Origin of the sequence: Herbaspirillum sp. WGmk3 (assembly GCF_023952535.1) — a bacterium.
GTDB lineage: Bacteria > Pseudomonadota > Gammaproteobacteria > Burkholderiales > Burkholderiaceae_D > Herbaspirillum > Herbaspirillum huttiense.
The window spans coordinates 136,831-152,246 of the sequence record NZ_JAKYWT010000004.1; the positions used below are offsets into that span (position 1 = coordinate 136,831).

Annotated in this window: 17 protein-coding genes; 12 read left to right on the plus strand and 5 right to left on the minus strand. The window is 61.8% G+C overall.

The window, feature by feature from the left end; all coding sequences use genetic code 11:
- Positions 1-202: 202 nt before the first annotated feature.
- From MKD49_RS16345 to MKD49_RS16360, 4 genes are all read left to right on the plus strand, one after another.
- Entirely contained in the window at positions 203-1,408 is a 1,206-nt protein-coding gene (locus tag MKD49_RS16345; protein ID WP_252696834.1) for an aminotransferase class V-fold PLP-dependent enzyme, read from the plus strand.
- A gap of 170 nt (positions 1,409-1,578) precedes the next feature.
- The gene (locus MKD49_RS16350; protein WP_252696835.1) at positions 1,579-2,589 is read left to right on the plus strand and encodes an ATP-binding cassette domain-containing protein; all 1,011 of its coding nucleotides are present in this window, start codon (positions 1,579-1,581) and stop codon (positions 2,587-2,589) included.
- Positions 2,586-3,284, plus strand: coding sequence for a methionine ABC transporter permease (locus MKD49_RS16355; protein ID WP_121038704.1), 699 nt, complete (start codon positions 2,586-2,588; stop codon positions 3,282-3,284). The genes MKD49_RS16350 and MKD49_RS16355 overlap by 4 nt, the downstream gene beginning before the upstream one ends.
- A 114-nt stretch (positions 3,285-3,398) precedes the next feature.
- The gene (locus tag MKD49_RS16360; protein ID WP_252696836.1) at positions 3,399-4,190 is read left to right on the plus strand and encodes a MetQ/NlpA family ABC transporter substrate-binding protein; all 792 of its coding nucleotides are present in this window, start codon (positions 3,399-3,401) and stop codon (positions 4,188-4,190) included.
- Between the two features lie 30 nt (positions 4,191-4,220).
- Here MKD49_RS16360 and MKD49_RS16365 read toward each other — a convergent pair whose 3' ends face one another.
- Positions 4,221-4,568: a HigA family addiction module antitoxin gene (locus MKD49_RS16365; protein ID WP_252696837.1), complete on the minus strand. Its 348-nt coding sequence runs from the start codon at positions 4,566-4,568 to the stop codon at positions 4,221-4,223.
- Between the two features lie 375 nt (positions 4,569-4,943).
- On the opposite strand from MKD49_RS16365, the gene MKD49_RS16370 reads away from it, so the two are divergent.
- The gene (locus tag MKD49_RS16370; RefSeq protein ID WP_034339564.1) at positions 4,944-5,741 is read left to right on the plus strand and encodes a transporter substrate-binding domain-containing protein; all 798 of its coding nucleotides are present in this window, start codon (positions 4,944-4,946) and stop codon (positions 5,739-5,741) included.
- Positions 5,742-5,790: 49 nt separating this feature from the next.
- Here the strand turns inward: MKD49_RS16370 and MKD49_RS16375 are convergent, their stop codons facing one another.
- A complete protein-coding gene (locus tag MKD49_RS16375; protein WP_134134890.1) occupies positions 5,791-6,582 on the minus strand; it encodes a transporter substrate-binding domain-containing protein in 792 nt (263 codons plus the stop codon).
- Between the two features lie 627 nt (positions 6,583-7,209).
- On the opposite strand from MKD49_RS16375, the gene MKD49_RS16380 reads away from it, so the two are divergent.
- Complete coding sequence (locus MKD49_RS16380; protein ID WP_034339550.1) at positions 7,210-7,437, plus strand: hypothetical protein; 228 nt, start codon at positions 7,210-7,212, stop codon at positions 7,435-7,437.
- Positions 7,438-7,608: 171 nt separating this feature from the next.
- Here MKD49_RS16380 and MKD49_RS16385 read toward each other — a convergent pair whose 3' ends face one another.
- Together MKD49_RS16385 and MKD49_RS16390 are read right to left on the minus strand one after the other, a co-directional pair.
- Positions 7,609-9,174 (minus strand): methyl-accepting chemotaxis protein, encoded by a 1,566-nt coding sequence (locus MKD49_RS16385; protein ID WP_121038698.1) that lies wholly within the window; start codon positions 9,172-9,174, stop codon positions 7,609-7,611.
- 163 nt (positions 9,175-9,337) lie between these two features.
- Positions 9,338-10,582, minus strand: a complete 1,245-nt coding sequence (locus tag MKD49_RS16390; RefSeq protein ID WP_252696838.1) for an alpha/beta hydrolase — start codon at positions 10,580-10,582, stop codon at positions 9,338-9,340.
- Positions 10,583-10,865: 283 nt separating this feature from the next.
- Between MKD49_RS16390 and MKD49_RS16395 the strand changes: the two genes are divergently transcribed.
- The 6 genes from MKD49_RS16395 to MKD49_RS16420 all read left to right on the plus strand — a co-directional run bounded on the left by MKD49_RS16395 (position 10,866) and on the right by MKD49_RS16420 (position 13,762).
- Positions 10,866-11,255, plus strand: coding sequence for a hypothetical protein (locus tag MKD49_RS16395; protein ID WP_252696839.1), 390 nt, complete (start codon positions 10,866-10,868; stop codon positions 11,253-11,255).
- Between the two features lie 172 nt (positions 11,256-11,427).
- Positions 11,428-11,829 (plus strand): response regulator, encoded by a 402-nt coding sequence (locus MKD49_RS16400; protein ID WP_034339540.1) that lies wholly within the window; start codon positions 11,428-11,430, stop codon positions 11,827-11,829.
- Positions 11,830-11,839: 10 nt separating this feature from the next.
- Entirely contained in the window at positions 11,840-12,070 is a 231-nt protein-coding gene (locus tag MKD49_RS16405) for a hypothetical protein (RefSeq protein ID WP_134134888.1), read from the plus strand.
- Between the two features lie 300 nt (positions 12,071-12,370).
- Positions 12,371-12,514, plus strand: coding sequence for a hypothetical protein (locus tag MKD49_RS16410; RefSeq protein ID WP_158601237.1), 144 nt, complete (start codon positions 12,371-12,373; stop codon positions 12,512-12,514).
- A gap of 68 nt (positions 12,515-12,582) precedes the next feature.
- Complete coding sequence (locus MKD49_RS16415) at positions 12,583-13,083, plus strand: winged helix-turn-helix domain-containing protein (protein ID WP_034339558.1); 501 nt, start codon at positions 12,583-12,585, stop codon at positions 13,081-13,083.
- Complete coding sequence (locus MKD49_RS16420; RefSeq protein ID WP_252696840.1) at positions 13,067-13,762, plus strand: GGDEF domain-containing protein; 696 nt, start codon at positions 13,067-13,069, stop codon at positions 13,760-13,762. The genes MKD49_RS16415 and MKD49_RS16420 overlap by 17 nt, the downstream gene beginning before the upstream one ends.
- On the opposite strand, the gene MKD49_RS16425 is transcribed toward MKD49_RS16420, so the two are convergent.
- Positions 13,732-15,381, minus strand: coding sequence for an FAD-dependent oxidoreductase (locus tag MKD49_RS16425; protein WP_252696841.1), 1,650 nt, complete (start codon positions 15,379-15,381; stop codon positions 13,732-13,734). The genes MKD49_RS16420 and MKD49_RS16425 overlap by 31 nt on opposite strands.
- Positions 15,382-15,416: the final 35 nt, after the last annotated feature.

Genomic DNA, 15,416 nt, shown 5'->3' on the forward strand with positions numbered 1-15,416 from the left:
GGAGGTGGCATGTGACCGGGAATCCCGCTGCCCTCCTGCCTTGCGGCCTGGCCAAACGGAATGCCTGCGGGCAATTTTCGAATTTCGTATATACAAATAAGCGCAAAGTCGTTTTCCAAATAACGGCTGCGGCGTTACTGTATGACCAGGCCCCTGGCCACCCTGCTCAACTGGAACCCTCTGGACTCTCCGGAACACCGTCATGAACGCCCCTGCTCCCTGTCGCCCGCCGGCCGATCTTCGCTTCCCCATCTACCTGGACTATGGCGCTACCACGCCGGTCGATCCGCACGTGGCGCGTGTCATGTGCGACTTCCTCACCGAGAAATTCGGCAATGCGGCCAGCAGCTCCCATCCCTTTGGCTGGGAAGCACGGCGCGCGGTGGACAAGGCGCGTGCCCAGGTGGCCGGCCTGGTCGGTGCCCGCCCCGATGAAATCATCTGGACCTCGGGCGCGACCGAATCCAACAACCTCGCCCTGAAAGGCTGTGCCCACGCGCTGCGCGCCCAGGGGCGCGGCAAGCACCTCATCACGGTGGCCACCGAGCACAAGGCCGTGCTGGACACCATGCATACGCTGGAAAAGGCCGGTTTCGACGTCACCTACCTGCAGCCCGGTGCGGATGGCCTCATCACGTTGGCCCAGTTCCGTGCGGCGTTGCGGCCGGACACGCTGCTGGCCTCGGTGATGTATGTCAACAACGAGATCGGCGTGATACAGCCCATTGCCGAGCTGGGTGAACTGTGTGCCGGGCACGGTGTGGTGTTTCACGTCGATGCGGTACAGGCGGCTGGCAAGATCGCCATCGACCTGCAGCAGCTGAAGGTGGACCTGATGTCCTTCTCGGCGCACAAGGTCTATGGCCCCAAGGGCATAGGCGCGCTGTATGTCCGCCACAATCCGGCCCTGAAGCTGGAAGCCCAGATCGACGGCGGCGGCCATGAGAACGGCATGCGCTCCGGTACCCTGGCCACGCACCAGATCGTGGGCATGGGCGAAGCCTTTGCACTGGCCGGTGACTTGCTGGAAGAAGAAGGACGCCGCATCCGCGCCCTGCGTGACCGCCTCTGGTCCGGCCTGGCCGACCTGCCGGGCGTGCAATTGAATGGCAGCGCCGAGGCGCGCGTGCCGCACAACCTCAACGTGAGCTTCCCGCCCACACGCTACGGCACGCTGGGCAGCCAGTTGCTGGGCATCGCGGTGTCGGCCGGTTCGGCCTGTAATTCGGCGGCTGCGGCGCCCTCCTTCGTGCTGCTGGCCATCGGTCGTTCGCCCGACGTGGCACGCAATGCCGTGCGCTTTTCGCTGGGACGCGGTACGACCGCAGCCGAGATCGATTACGTCGTGGCCACCGTGCGGCAGGTGCTGGCGCATGAGGTCGAGACGGAATTGCTGGCGGCGCATTAAGACGGATGGAGCGGCGAGCTTAGTTTTCAGACAAGATGCGCGCCGTCTCCATCATTCCCGCTTGTTAGGTTTCAACTAGCTTTTTCTCTCATAAGCTAAGAACTTTTTATAAGTTCTCACGTGGGTCACGCCCGGTTAGACTCGGGGCCGTTTCCTTAGAACTGACCAACGTGATTCGCATCGAGCAACTCCACAAGACTTACCGTGCCGGCCAGCGCGACATCATCGCGCTGCAGGACATCAACCTGGATATCGCCCAGGGAGAGATCTTCGGCATCATCGGCCGCTCCGGCGCCGGCAAGAGTACCCTGATCCGCACCCTCAACGTCCTCGAACGCCCCGACAGCGGGCGCGTCATCATCGACGGCGAAGACATCACCGGCCTGGGCCATGAAGCCCTGCTGGGCCTGCGCCAGCGCGTGGGGATGATCTTCCAGCATTTCAATTTGCTCAACGCCAAGACGGTGGCACAGAACATCGACTGGCCCCTCAAGATTACCGGCCGCTATACGCGCGAGCAGCGCGCCGCGCGCGTGACTGAACTGCTGGAGCTGGTGGGGCTGGACGCGCACCGCGACCAGTATCCGGCGCAATTGTCCGGTGGCCAGAAACAGCGCGTGGGCATCGCCCGCGCGCTGGCCAATTCGCCGCGCCTGCTGCTGTGCGACGAAGCGACCTCGGCGCTGGATCCCGAGACTACCCAGTCCATCCTGCGCCTGCTGCTGGACATCAACCGCAAGCTCGGCCTGACCATCGTGCTGATCACGCACGAGATGGAAGTCATCCGCAGCATCTGCGACCGTGTCGCCGTGCTGGACCAGGGCGCGCTGGCCGAACAGGGCCGCGTGGTCGACATCTTCCTGCGTCCGCAGCACGCCGTGACGCGTTCGCTGCTGGCCGAAAGCCACGCCTGGGATGCCAGCGACACGCTCTACCAGCGCCGCCCCGATGGCGCGCTGGTGCGTCTGACCTATGCCGGTGAAGTGGCGGCACAACCCATCCTGTCGCAACTGACGGCGGCGACCACCGCGCTGGCCACCATCGTGCGCGGCACCGTCTCGCGCATCAAGGACACGCCCTACGGACAATTGCTGGTGGAATTCTCGGGCGATGATGAGGCCGTCGGAGAAGTCCTGGCGCGCTTGCGCGATTCCGGTATCGATCATGAGGTGCTGGCATGAGCGCGCTGTCTTCCCTGTCTGCCCTGGTGGGCCAGATCGACCTGTCGGTCATCGACTGGAGCGAGGTCGGCGACGCCACCGTGGAAACCCTGGCCATGACCGGCGGCTCGCTGTTCTTCACGGTCTTGCTGGGACTGCCGCTGGGCATCCTGCTGTTCCTGACCAACCGCGGCCAGTTGCTGGAACAACGTGGGCTGTACTGGGTGCTGTCGCTGGTGGTCAACGTGCTGCGCTCGGTACCCTTCCTGATTTTGCTGATCCTGCTGATCCCCTTCACGCTGTGGCTGGTCGGAACCTCGCTGGGCGTGACCGGCGCCATTCCGCCGCTGGTGATCGGTACGGCCCCCTTCTTTGCCCGCCTGACAGAAAGCGTGCTGCGCGAAATCGACCGCGGCATTCTCGAAGCCTGTACCGCCATGGGGGCACGGCGTCGCCAGATCATTTTTGGCGCGCTCTTGCCCGAAGCCCTGCCGGGCCTGCTGGCGGCGGTGACCATCACCGCGATCACCCTGATGTCGTATGCCGCGATGTCGGGCGTGATCGGTGGCGGCGGCCTGGGCGACCTGGCCATTCGCTATGGCTACCAGCGCTTCCAGACCGAAGTGATGGTGGTCACGGTGGCCATCCTGGTAGTGCTGGTGCAGTTGCTGCAGTTCTTTGGCGACCGCCTGGTGCTGCGCTTCACCCGCAAGTAAGGCAGCAAGAAACGGCAGTCCATGTTTTTCCGGGTGCGCTCCCCACGAGGGACGCTCCCACACCACGTCAACCGACGTTCAATCGATAGTCATTACAAAAGAATGGAGAGAACCATGATCCGCAAACTGATCCCTCAACTGGTGGCCGGTGCCGCCCTGGCCTTCAGCGTTGGCGCCCACGCCGCCGACAAGCTGGTGATTGCCGCCACACCCGTGCCGCATGCCGAGATCCTGGAACACATCAAGCCGGCCCTGGCCAAGGAAGGCATTGAACTGCAGGTCAAGGTCTTCACCGATTACATCCAGCCAGCCGCACAGACCAACGAGAAGCAGGTCGATGGCAACTTCTTCCTGCACCAGCCCTACCTGGACCAGTTCAAGAAGAGCCACAAGAACGACATCGAAGTGCCGGTAGCCAAGGTCCACGTCGAGCCCTTCGCCGCCTACTCGCAGAAGCTCAAGAAGGTCGCCGACATTCCTGACGGTGCCACCATCGCCATCCCCAATGATCCGTCCAACTCGGGCCGTGCCCTGCTGCTGCTGGCCCGCAATGGCCTGATCAAGCTCAAGGACAGCTCCAACATTTCCTCGACCCAGAAGGACATCGTGGAAAACCCCAAGAAGCTGAAGTTCCGCGCCCTGGAAGCGGCTACCCTGCCGCGCGTGCTGAACCAGGTCGACGTCGCCCTGATCAACACCAACTATGCACTGGAAGCAAAGCTGAACCCGGTCAAGGATTCGCTGTTCATCGAAGATGCGAACTCGCCCTATGCCAACCTGCTGGTGGCGCGTGAAGACAACAAGGACAGCGCCGCCATCAAGAAGCTGGCCGCCGCCTTGAATACCCCGGACGTGAAGAAGTTCATCGAAGAGAAGTACCAGGGCGCTGTCGTTCCGGCCTTCTGATGCACTCGGGCAGACTGCACCGTCTCCCTGTCACACCGCCGGTGTGTCCCGCAGAGCCGGGACCACCGCAGAAGCGTGCATAGCGCCAGGCCGGTGTGTTTTACTGCAAGCCACGGAGTGATCCGTGGCTTTTTTTCGTACTCTGTCGGCGTAATTCAATGCGAGGCTCCACCAGAATTGCGGATCGATATCGAAATACGCTCCCAGCTGACGGGCAATTTCCTCCGTGATCTCGGCCCGGCCTTGCACCAGGTCTTGCAGATGTGTTGCGGTGATACCGAGATGCGCAGCGAGCTGCACCCTATCCAGTTGCATTGGCTCGATGAATTCCTCCATCAGGATTTCGCCGGGATGAATCTCTTCAAGTATGTTGTTCATGGCAGCGATGTGAATGACGTGGGTTAACGATTCCGTATCAGAGTCCGGATTTTTAACATCACTTTTACCGTCACCACTTCAAGCAGGCTTGATCAGCGTGCGGTCATCGAAAAACCTGGAGCGCTCGTCTCACGACTTATCACTCACTGAGACAGGCGCAAACTTGGTGAACCCCCGCCCCAAGATCGCCCCTCCCCGCCCCGCCATCAGCCAGTCCCAATCGGCATGACGCCATGCCGGATCAGCATCGCCCGCATCGATGCGGCCCGCGTGCACGCTCGACCATCGTCAGTTTTCCCAGTAGCCGCACGCCTGCTGGCATGGTCATTGCAAACCCGCCCGGCACGATACAGTCCATTCAACGAAAGGGATCACATGAAATTTGCCAAACCGGTGCTCGCCGTCTCGCTGGCCCTGCTGGGCCTGTCCACCCAAGTCGCGCAGGCGGATGCACTGGCCGATATCCAGAAGGCGGGCACGGTGCGCATCGCCGTGCCGCAGGACTTCGCCCCCTTCGGTTCGGTGACCTCCGACCTGCAGCTGCAAGGGCTGGATATCGACGTGGCCAAGCTGATCGCGCAGAAGATGGGTGTCAAGGTGCAGCTGGTGCCGGTGGCCAGCGCCAACCGCATCGCCTACCTGCAGACGCACAAGGCGGATCTGGTCATCTCCACCCTCGGCAAGAACGCCGAGCGCGAAAAGGTGATCGATTTCTCGCAATCCTATGCGCCCTACAACAACAGCGTCTTCGGGGTGGCCTCGGTACAGGTAAGCGGTCCGGCCGATCTGGCAGGCAAAACCGTGGGCGTGGCACGTGGCACCTTCCAGGATCTGCAGCTCACCGACACCGCCCCGAAGAGCGCCACCATCAAACGCTACGAGGACAACAATGCCATGATCTCGGCTTATGTCTCCGGCCAGGTGCAACTGGTCGGCACGGGCGATTTCGTCGCCTATGCACTGGCGGAGAAGGCACCGGGCAACAAGCCCGTGCTCAAGTACATCATCAATGAATCGAGCTGCAGCGTCGGACTCAACAAGGGCGAAGCCGCCCTGCTCGGCAAGGTCAATGAGGTCCTCACGGCAGCCAAGAAAAGCGGCGAACTCAATGCCATCGTGCAGAAATGGCTGAACGTCCCCTTGCCCGCCAAAATGGCCACTACCTTCCAGTAAGCAAAACGGCCCGCACTTCGATGCGGGCCGTTCACTGAGGGATGACTGCTTACTGGTAAGTGGTCGCCATCTTCTCCGGCAGCGGCACGTTGAGCCACTTCTTGACGATGCCGTTGAGCTCCCCGCTCTTCTTGGAGGCGGTCAACGCTTCGTTGACCTTGGCCATGAGCGCCGGTTCTCCCTTGTTCATGCCCACATAGCAGGTCGAGACGTTGATGATGTACTTCAGCAGCGGCTTGTTGTTGGGGGTCTTCTCCGCCAGCGCATAGGCCACGAAGTCGCCCGTACCAACGATCTGCACCTGGCCCGAGACATAGGCCGAGATCAGCCCGTTGTTGTCTTCATAGCGCTTGATGACCGTGCTCTTGGGCACGCTGTCGGTCAGCATCAGGTCCTCGAAGGTGGAGCGGGCGACCCCGACAGTCTGGTTGGCCAAGTCGGCCGGGCCGGCAACCTTGATCGCGGCCACGCCGAAGACGCTGTTGTTGTAGGGTGCATAGCCCTGCGAGAAATCGATCACCTTTTCGCGCTCGGCATTCTTGCCCAGCGTGGAAATGATGAGATCGATCTTGTGCGTCTGCAGGAAAGCCATGCGGCTGGAGATCGGTACCGGCACCAGCTCGGCCTTCACGCCCAGACCCTTGGCCACCAGCTTGGCCACATCGATGTCCAGGCCCTGCAGCTGCAGGTCGGACGTGACCGAGCCATAGGGCGCAAAGTCCTGCGGCACACCGATCTTGACCACACCGGCTTTCTGGATGTCAGCCAGGTTGTCGGCACAGGCGGTACCGGTGAGGGTGGCCAGAGCGGCCAGGGCGAGGATGGTCTTGACGAACTTCATGAGGGTTCCCTTGTTGTCGTGGATGTCGGACGTGGCGTGCAAAAACGGGGCAGCGTACAAACACTTAGAAAATCACGCGATTGACTGTGCGCGCATTCCGGGGCCGTTGCTCAGGAGCAGGACCGCCAGCATGCCATCCGGACTCTGCAAGGAGCATGCCAGCCGCCGGGGGCTGGTGTAAATCATTTCCATGACCGGACTCTGCCCCGGAACTTTGATATCGCTCCGGATATCAGTCAGCATACTGCATCAAGTTATAAGGTTTCCGAAAACAAGCATGCGAGGTCTGCATGCCCCCCAATGCGCGTCCCCCGAGCGAAAGCCGGAACACAAGCCCATCCGCTGCAGGAATGATAGCGGTACAAAATCTAAGCATTGCGAAACCTGTCCACAAGGGCAAACCTTTAGAAATTCGCTTGACACGATCTCCAAGCAGGAATAAAAAGCGGGGGCATCGTCGCTGTTGCGATCCCGCCAAAGATCAGCCTCAGTATTCCCGCCTGATAAGAGCGGCCAGATAAAAATCGTAAAATCGAAGAAATAAGTTCTTCTGTCTTTACGATCAAAGTTATATTGCCGCAGGCACTCTACCAACGTCATTCCAGACCAATCACAAGGGAGATACCCATGCCCAAGCGTTCCAAGACCATCGAGCCCGTCGTGGTAGTTCCGCCGCAGTTCCTGACCGAACCGGATGGCTTCCTCAACGTCCCGGTGAGCCGCAAGACCCGCGATCACATCCATCACCTCAAGAAGAGCATGCGCGTCTCCAGCCAGGCGGAAGTGATCGAAAAAGCCGTCGCCATCGTGCGCGCCATCGACCTGGCGGCCAAGGGCGAACTGCCCGACAACTGATGCATCCTGGCCGCAACCGGTTCCGGTTGCGGCTTTCTTCCCCATTCCTTTCCTCATGCCGTTTCGGGCGATGGCGCGTGATCGGCGTCCTTCACCCATAAAAAAAGCTGCCCGATATCTGGACAGCTTTCCTGGGGCTTAGGCGGCCTGAGCCGTCCCGGCGACTTATCCCTACGCACCCCTTGCCTGCTGTGGCAAGCGGAAGACGGCCACTTTCTCGGCCAGTTCGGCGGCCTGTCCCTGCATGGAGCGTGAAGCGGCGGCCGCCTCCTCGACCAGCGCCGCATTCTGCTGGGTAACCTCATCCATCTGCGCCACGGCCTGGTGTACCTGCTCGATGCCGGCGCGCTGCTCTTCACCGGCGGCGCTGATCTGGCCGATGATGGTATTGACCTGGGCCACGCTCTGCACGATCTCATCCATGGTCTGGCCGGCCTTCTTGACCAGTTGCGCACCCGAGTCGACCTTCTCCACAGAGTCGCCGATGAGGACCTTGATCTCCTTGGCGGCCGCCGCCGAACGCTGGGCCAGGCTGCGCACTTCGGTAGCGACCACGGCAAAGCCGCGTCCCTGCTCGCCTGCACGTGCCGCTTCCACCGCGGCGTTGAGCGCCAGGATGTTGGTCTGGAAGGCAATGCCGTCGATCACGCCGATGATGTCCACGATCTTGCGGGCGGAGGCATCGATGGCATCCATGGTGCTGACCACGTCGCCGACGATCTCACCGCCCTGCCCGGCGATGTGCGAGGCGGCTTGTGCCATTTCCGCGGCCTGGCGGGCATTGGCGCTGTTCTGCTGGACGGTGGAAGTCAGTTCCTCCATCGAGGAAGCGGTTTCTTCCAGCGAACTGGCCTGGTGTTCGGTGCGTGCCGACAGGTCCTGGTTACCGGCAGCGATTTCCTGCGACGCGGTGGCGATGGTATCGGCACCGGTGCGCACGTTCGAAACGATGTCGACCAGTGACGTATTCATCTCGCGCAACGCACCGAGCAGGTCGCCGGTTTCATCCGGTGCGCTGTCGGTGATGGTCTTGGTCAGGTCGCCATTGGCCACCTTGCGAGCCGCATCGACGGCATCGGCCATCGGTACGGTGATGGAGCGGCTGATGGCCAGTGCAGCGATCAGGCCCAGCAGAATCGCCACCGCCGCCGAGACGCCGAGGATAGTTGCAGAAGTAACGTAAGTCGCATGGGCGGCCTCGGTGGCCGAACGCATCTGTCCCTCGAACAGGGTCACCAGTTGCTGCAGCGTGGCCAGCAGATCACCCTGGGTCTTGTAGCGCGGACCGAACAGCAGGCGCTGTCCTTCGATGTTCTGGTTTTTCAGACCAAGGGCCACCACATCGCCCGTGAAAGCGAAATACGCCTTGCTTTGCTCATCGGCCTGGGCAGCAAGACGGCGGCCCTCGTCGGTCACCACGTGGGTGCGGACAAATTCGAGCGCCTTCTGGAATTCCGCCAGGTCCTTGTCGATGGACTGCTTGTTGCTGGCCATCTGCGCATCATCGTCCAGGATGATGATGTTGCGCGCCGAACGGGCGATATTCATCATCAGGTACTGCATCTTCTGGGCCGCATTGACCTTGGGATAAATGTCACCGCTCAGTTGGGACGAGGTAGTGTCCAGCGAAGACATGCGAGTGATGCCGATGAAGGTGATGATCACCAGCAACAAAAGGAGGGCGGCAAAGCCCGCAGCCAGGCGGGGGCCAAGGCGGAGACGGCGGAGAGGATTCATGTGGATTGTGGAGTAAGAAGAGTCGAGGCCGGCGGGGTACCGGTGCCGGAATGATAATCCTGCCGAGCTCCCGCCTCAGGGCGGAACAGAGGGGCAGAGACAGGTCTGCTCGGCCCTTGCGTCCTGCCATCCGGCCTGCGCCACCACCTCCTCAGGCGGTGCGCTACCGGCCCGCCACCTCCTCATCGAACCAGCGCTTCCACGCTGGCACTGCGGTGGCAAAGGTGCCGCGATGGGTAGTCGGTCCGGTGGAGACCGCCTGTACCCGCGTGTTTCCCGAACCCATGGCCTGTGCATAGGTCATGGCCATACGGCCCACGCCCGGAGTGATGGCCTCATCCGTTTCGCCATAGTAATTGCGCACGTCGGAACGGATCACCCAGCGATAGGCTTGGGTGGTCGCGATCAGGCGGCCATAGGCGGACCGGGCGAAATACTGCGGGTCAAAATATTCCGGCCGCATCAGCTTGTGCAGGTCGGTCGGAATGTCGGCCACATTGAAGGGCTGCCGATCGTAGGCATTCTTGGCGACCGGGTAGGCCGCATCAGTGAGCACCGAGCGCGCCAACCCCGGCACACCGTAATAATTTTCGAAGGCAAAGGCTGACAGGATCACGATGCTGTTGAGCCAGGCCGCATCATTGGGGCGAGGAAAGGTGAGAAATCCTTCGAGCAGCGCGAACACGTCCAGCGGTGCACTGGCGGTGGTGGCCGCATCGACCTTGACGCCGGCCGCTTCCAGTTTTTCAAGGAAGGCCATGGTCACGAAACCACCCTGCGACCACCCGGAGAGAAACAGCTTGTCCTCGCGCCCCCCCATGCTGGCCAGCACGCTGCGCGCGGCCAGCAGCATGTCATAGGTGGCTTGCTGGTGGCTGCCCTTGACCATGTAGCCTTCCGGCTCGCTGGAAATGCCCATGCCGAAATAATCGGCGCCGATGAGCGCATAGCCCTGCCCGGCGAACTGGGCAATCATCAACTGCGTTTCGGGCGATTGTTCGGGGAAGGACGGCACCTGCTGCCTTTCATACACGGTGCCATGCTGATAGGACACCAGCGAATAGGATTGGGCAGGCGTATCCGGCAACGCCAGCAAGCCCGAGGCCAGGATAGGCTGGTTGCCGCGCTCCGGGATCACGGAAGGATACGTGATGCGATAGAGCCGCACGGCATTGCGTGCGGGGGAGTAATTGACGGGGACACCGGAGAATGCCGGCGTATCCTTTTGCAGAATGGTGTTGAGCTTGTCAACATCCCAGCGGCCGATCAGCTGATAGCGAACGCCGGAGGCCACCGCCTGCACCGCCGGGGTAGCGGGGGCCTGGGCCGATGCCGCAACTGGCAGGATGGACAACATGGCGCTCAGTGCGCCCAGGACCAGGCCGGCACGCATCACACATGACTTCATCGCTTCCCCTTTTCTTGTATTGGAAATGAATCACTGCAATCGTTTGCATGGCCTGTGCACGGAGCAATTGCGGCGCAAGCATCGTGTACGTAACGACATCAGTCTGGCGCATTATGACGAGCCGCATCGTAGCGCAAAGCAGGAAAAGCGGGACCTTTACCGTGCAAGCACAAGTTTGGGCGCACCGTGACTTCTGGTATAAACAGTGGCTGGAACGTCGCCGCCATTCCCCCCGATGGCGGATGACGCCACTTACCCCCCGATATTGAGAAACGAGCAAGCCATGAACAAGCGTACCCCCTCCCGCTTCCGCTTCCTGAAGCTGGCCGCCCACGCTGGCCTGATCTGCGCCGCGGTCCTGAGCCATCAGGCACACGCGCAGGCCAATCTGGACTTCTTCTCCAACACGGCCGTGGCCGATCTGAAGAAAGAACAGATCAATTCCCTGTATGCCGCCATCACCGCGTCCCTGGACGCCGGCGTGAGCGGCAAGACCTCGCAGTGGACCGATGGCCCCAAGCCCTCCACCACGGCCAAGATCACCCCGGCCTTCGAGCAAAGCACCCCGCCCTGCGCCAATGTGGACCTGGTGGTCACCAGCAAGCGTGGCACCGAACCGCTGAAATTGCGTTACTGCAAGAACAGCGCAGGCAAGTGGGCACTGAGCAACTGATCCGCTGATCCTCCACGACCGCGCGCTGCGCGGCAATCGCTCCGGCCGGCCCCGGTGCTCCGTTGTACGGCAGCGCCGGCCGGTCCCGTCGACGCTGCCGTTCAATCGAGCACCGGCACGCGATTTGCTGTTTGTTGCGCATTACACCTTTCCCTCAAGGTAGCTTTTCACCATGGCTGATACAGACCAACACTTTCTCGTCGTCGATGATTTTTCGACGATGCGCCGCATCGTCAGCGGCCTGCTCAAGGAACTCGAATACACCAAGATCGTGGAAGCCGATGACGGCTCCACGGCCCTGAAGATTCTGGAATCCGGCGCCTCCAACATCACCTTCGTCCTGACCGACTGGAACATGCCGGTCATGGATGGCCTGACCCTGCTCAAGAAGATCCGCTCCACCCCTTCTCTGGCGCATCTGCCGGTGCTGATGATCACGGCCGAAGCCAAGAAGGAAAACATCGTCACGGCAGCCCAGGAAGGTGCGGATGGCTATATCGTCAAACCCTTCAACGCCACCACGCTCAAGGAAAAGATCGAAAAGATCCTGGCGCGGCGCGCACAGATGAAATGAGAGGACGCTGATGGATATCCCTGCCAATGACGAACAACAAGAACCGCAAGCGGGCAGCATCATCAAACATGCCTCGATGACCACCCGCATCCACCAGACCATCTATACGCTGGAGAGCCGCATCGTCCAGCAGAACGACGGCCTGCAGCGTTCAGAATATCGCGTGCTGCTGGAGCGCGATGTCATCAAGGACTGGACCGAAGGCGACGTGGCACAGTATTTCGGATTGGACATCTACTGAGCCTTGCGTGTGTTTCGACAGCACGCCTGTCGCCTGGCTGCCACCTTCCCGGCAGCTTGCAACATAAGAACGGCAACCTGCGGGTTGCCGTTTTTTTTCGCCTGCAAACGCCAATGGGCGCATTTTTGCGGTCGGCCACAAGGCGCGGAATGATCGCGCCGCGCCTTTCAAATTGATAACAAAATCGAGATTTTCTGTGAAACTCCCGCTACACAAAAGCAGGTATAACGTAACCAATAATGATACTCATCCGTTAAGAGCGGACTATCAGGGTTGTTTCATTTTGGGGATGTGAACGACGTGGCAGTGTTAATCGTAGAGCATCCAGGCGAGGGAGCCGGCGTTGTGCTCAAGGCCTTGCATGCCAGCGGCTTGCCGGTACGGGCGGTGGCGGCCTTGTCGGAACTGGAAGGCGAGATTCAAAAAAAAAGCCTGCTGTCCTGATCATCGAGACGCACCGGTTCACCATCAGCTTGCTTCCGCTGGTGGCCGATCTGCGGCAGAAGTTTCCGATGCTCGGCATCGTCGTCATCGGCGAACAGCTCAGCGAGGATGCGCAGGAGAAAGCCCTGCACGACGGTGCCGATTACATCCTGCACAAACCGATCCGGCAAGGCCTGCTGCTGGCGACCATCCGCTCCTTCCTGCGACGCCTGCGCATCCTCCATGCGCCGACCGCAGGCAGTGCAGAAGCCTGGACCCTGTATCGCCGCCGCGGCACGCTGGTCAGTCCGCACAACGAACGGGTGGCGCTGAGCGAGCGGGAATGCGCGGTCCTGACGACGCTGTTCCTCAGCCCGCACTTCCCGGTCAGCGTGGAACACCTGATGCATGCGCTCAACATCACGGCCGAGATCATCGATCCGCATCGCATCGACACCATCATCTATCGCCTCCGGAAGAAGCTGGGGCAATTGGCGCATGCCCGTTTCGAGATCCGGAACATCTATGGCAGAGGGTTCATCTGCGTGGCAATGAAAGAAAGCGCGGTCTTTTATGTTTGGGATGGATAACGGCGAATGGTTCAGGCTGGTCCAGCGGGTCTGGACCGGCGCTTCACTGGATGGCCTCGGTGCCGTCGCCTCACTGGGCTTGGCGGGCACGCTGGGCGCATTGCTGGCATCCGCGCGCGGCCGTTGCCGCGAGCTGCACCGGCAATTGCGCGAAGCCCGCGCCGCCAATGACGGCCTGCGCCAGCAGGCGCTCTACGACGGCCTCACCGGCCTGCCCAACCGCAGCCTGCTGGAGCAACGCATCGCTGCTGCGATCGCCCGCGCCGAGCGCGCACAGGGCAGCTTCGCGGTGCTGTTCCTGGATCTGGATGGTTTCAAGCTGGTCAACGATCGCCACGGCCACGCCGCCGGTGATCTGCTGTTGCTGCAGATCGGCGAACGACTGGGGGCGAGCCTGCGGCATGCGGATACCATCGCCCGCATTGGCGGTGATGAATTCGTGGTGCTCACCGACATCGTCGCCAGCGGCGACATCCGCATCATCCGCGACAAGCTCACCCAGGCGCTCGCTGCCCCCTTCCAGATCGGCCAGACGATGCTGACGGTGAGCGCGAGCCTGGGCCATGCACGCTATCCCGATGACGGCAAGTCGATGGATGCCCTGCTGGCTTGCGCCGACCAGGGCATGTATCACCTCAAGCGCGCCCGTCAGGCGCAGGCGGCCTGCACCATGCAGTGACCGACGCAGCGGTTGACGGCGGCAGCGATCTGCAGCGGGTCGAAGCGGGACCAGCGGGCCGCCACGTGCTGGTCCGGCCGGATCAGGTAAGCGCATCCTTCGTGCGCAGCATAGCGCTGCGCGGCCAGTCCCTGCACATCCTCCAGCAGGGCCCCGGAACCGGCGGGACCGATGGTCTTGACCGGAATCTCCAGACCCGCTGCCTGCAGACTGACGGGGAAATCTCCCGCACCGAATACCAGCACCGTGAAGCCTTCGCCCAGCTGACTGAGCAGCCATCCGGGCCGGCTCCCCTGCCGCACCGGCGCATCCGCGCAGGGCGTGCCGGGGACCATGCGCTCGCCGAACGGCACGCTGTCGGGGGTGTTCAGGGACGAACTCACATAAGGCGTCGGCGTGGACAGGCGGCCGCTGTTGACCAGCGTGCGGGCGAACGGTTCGTGCTCGGCCAGCGTCAGGACGGCATCGCGCAGCACGCGGCTGGCACGGCTCTTGGGTGTGATGAAATCGGTGGAACGAGTGGACTGGCGCAGGTTGTCGTCGGCCGCGAAAGCGCGCTCTTCGTGATAGCTGTCGATGAAGCTGACCGGGGCCTGGCCATCGATGACCAGCTTGAGTTTCCAGATCAGGTTGTCTATGTCCTGCACGCCGGTATTGGCACCGCGCGCCCCGAAGGGAGATACCTGATGCGCAGCGTCACCGGCAAAGAGCACGCGCTGGTAGCGCATGTTGTCGATGCGGCGGCAGGCGAACTGGTAGACGGAAACCCATTCCAGCTCGAATTCCACCTCTGGCCCCAGCATCGCCTGAATACGCGGGATGACATTTTCGGGCTTCTTTTCTTCCTCGGGATCGGCGTCCCAGCCGAGCTGGAAATCGATGCGCCAGACGTTGTCGCACTGCTTGTGCAGCAACACGCTCTGGCCGCGATGGAAAGGCGGATCGAACCAGAACCAGCGCTCGGTCGGGAAGTCCGCCTTCATGATGACATCGGCGATGAGGAAGCGGTCCTGGAAGAACTGGCCGGTGAACTGCGCACCGACCATCTTGCGCGTATCGCTGTTGGCACCGTCGCAGGCGATGATCCAGTCGGCCTGCATGGTGAAGCTGCCGTCGGGCGTTTCCACGGTCAGGGTGGCACCGTCGTCATCCTGCTTCAGGGCCACCAGCGCATGCTTCCAGCGCAGGTCGATGAGCGGATGTGCCGTGCAGGCTTCTACCAGATACTCTTCCAGATAGTATTGCTGCAGGTTGATCATGGCCGGCATCCGGTGGCCGGCCTCGGGCAGCAGGTCGAACTGGTAGACCTGGCGATCCTCAAAAAATACCTTGCCCAGCTGCCAGCCCACGCCCTTGTCCACCATGCGCTGCGCCACGCCCAGACGATCCCAGATCTCCAGCGGACGCTTGGCATAGCAGACCGCACGCGAACCGATGCTCACGGTGTCATTGTCATCCAGCACGACGGCGGGCAGGCCGCGCGCGGCGCACTCCAGGGCAGCAGTCAGGCCGATGGGACCGGCACCGATGATGACCACCGGGTGGCGCTGCGGCTGGCCGCTGCGCTGCTCATCCGAGGCTTGATAGGCGAAACGGGGATAGGTGTAGGTGCTTTGCATGGTGTCTCCTTGGGATCATCGGGGGGGATGGCGCT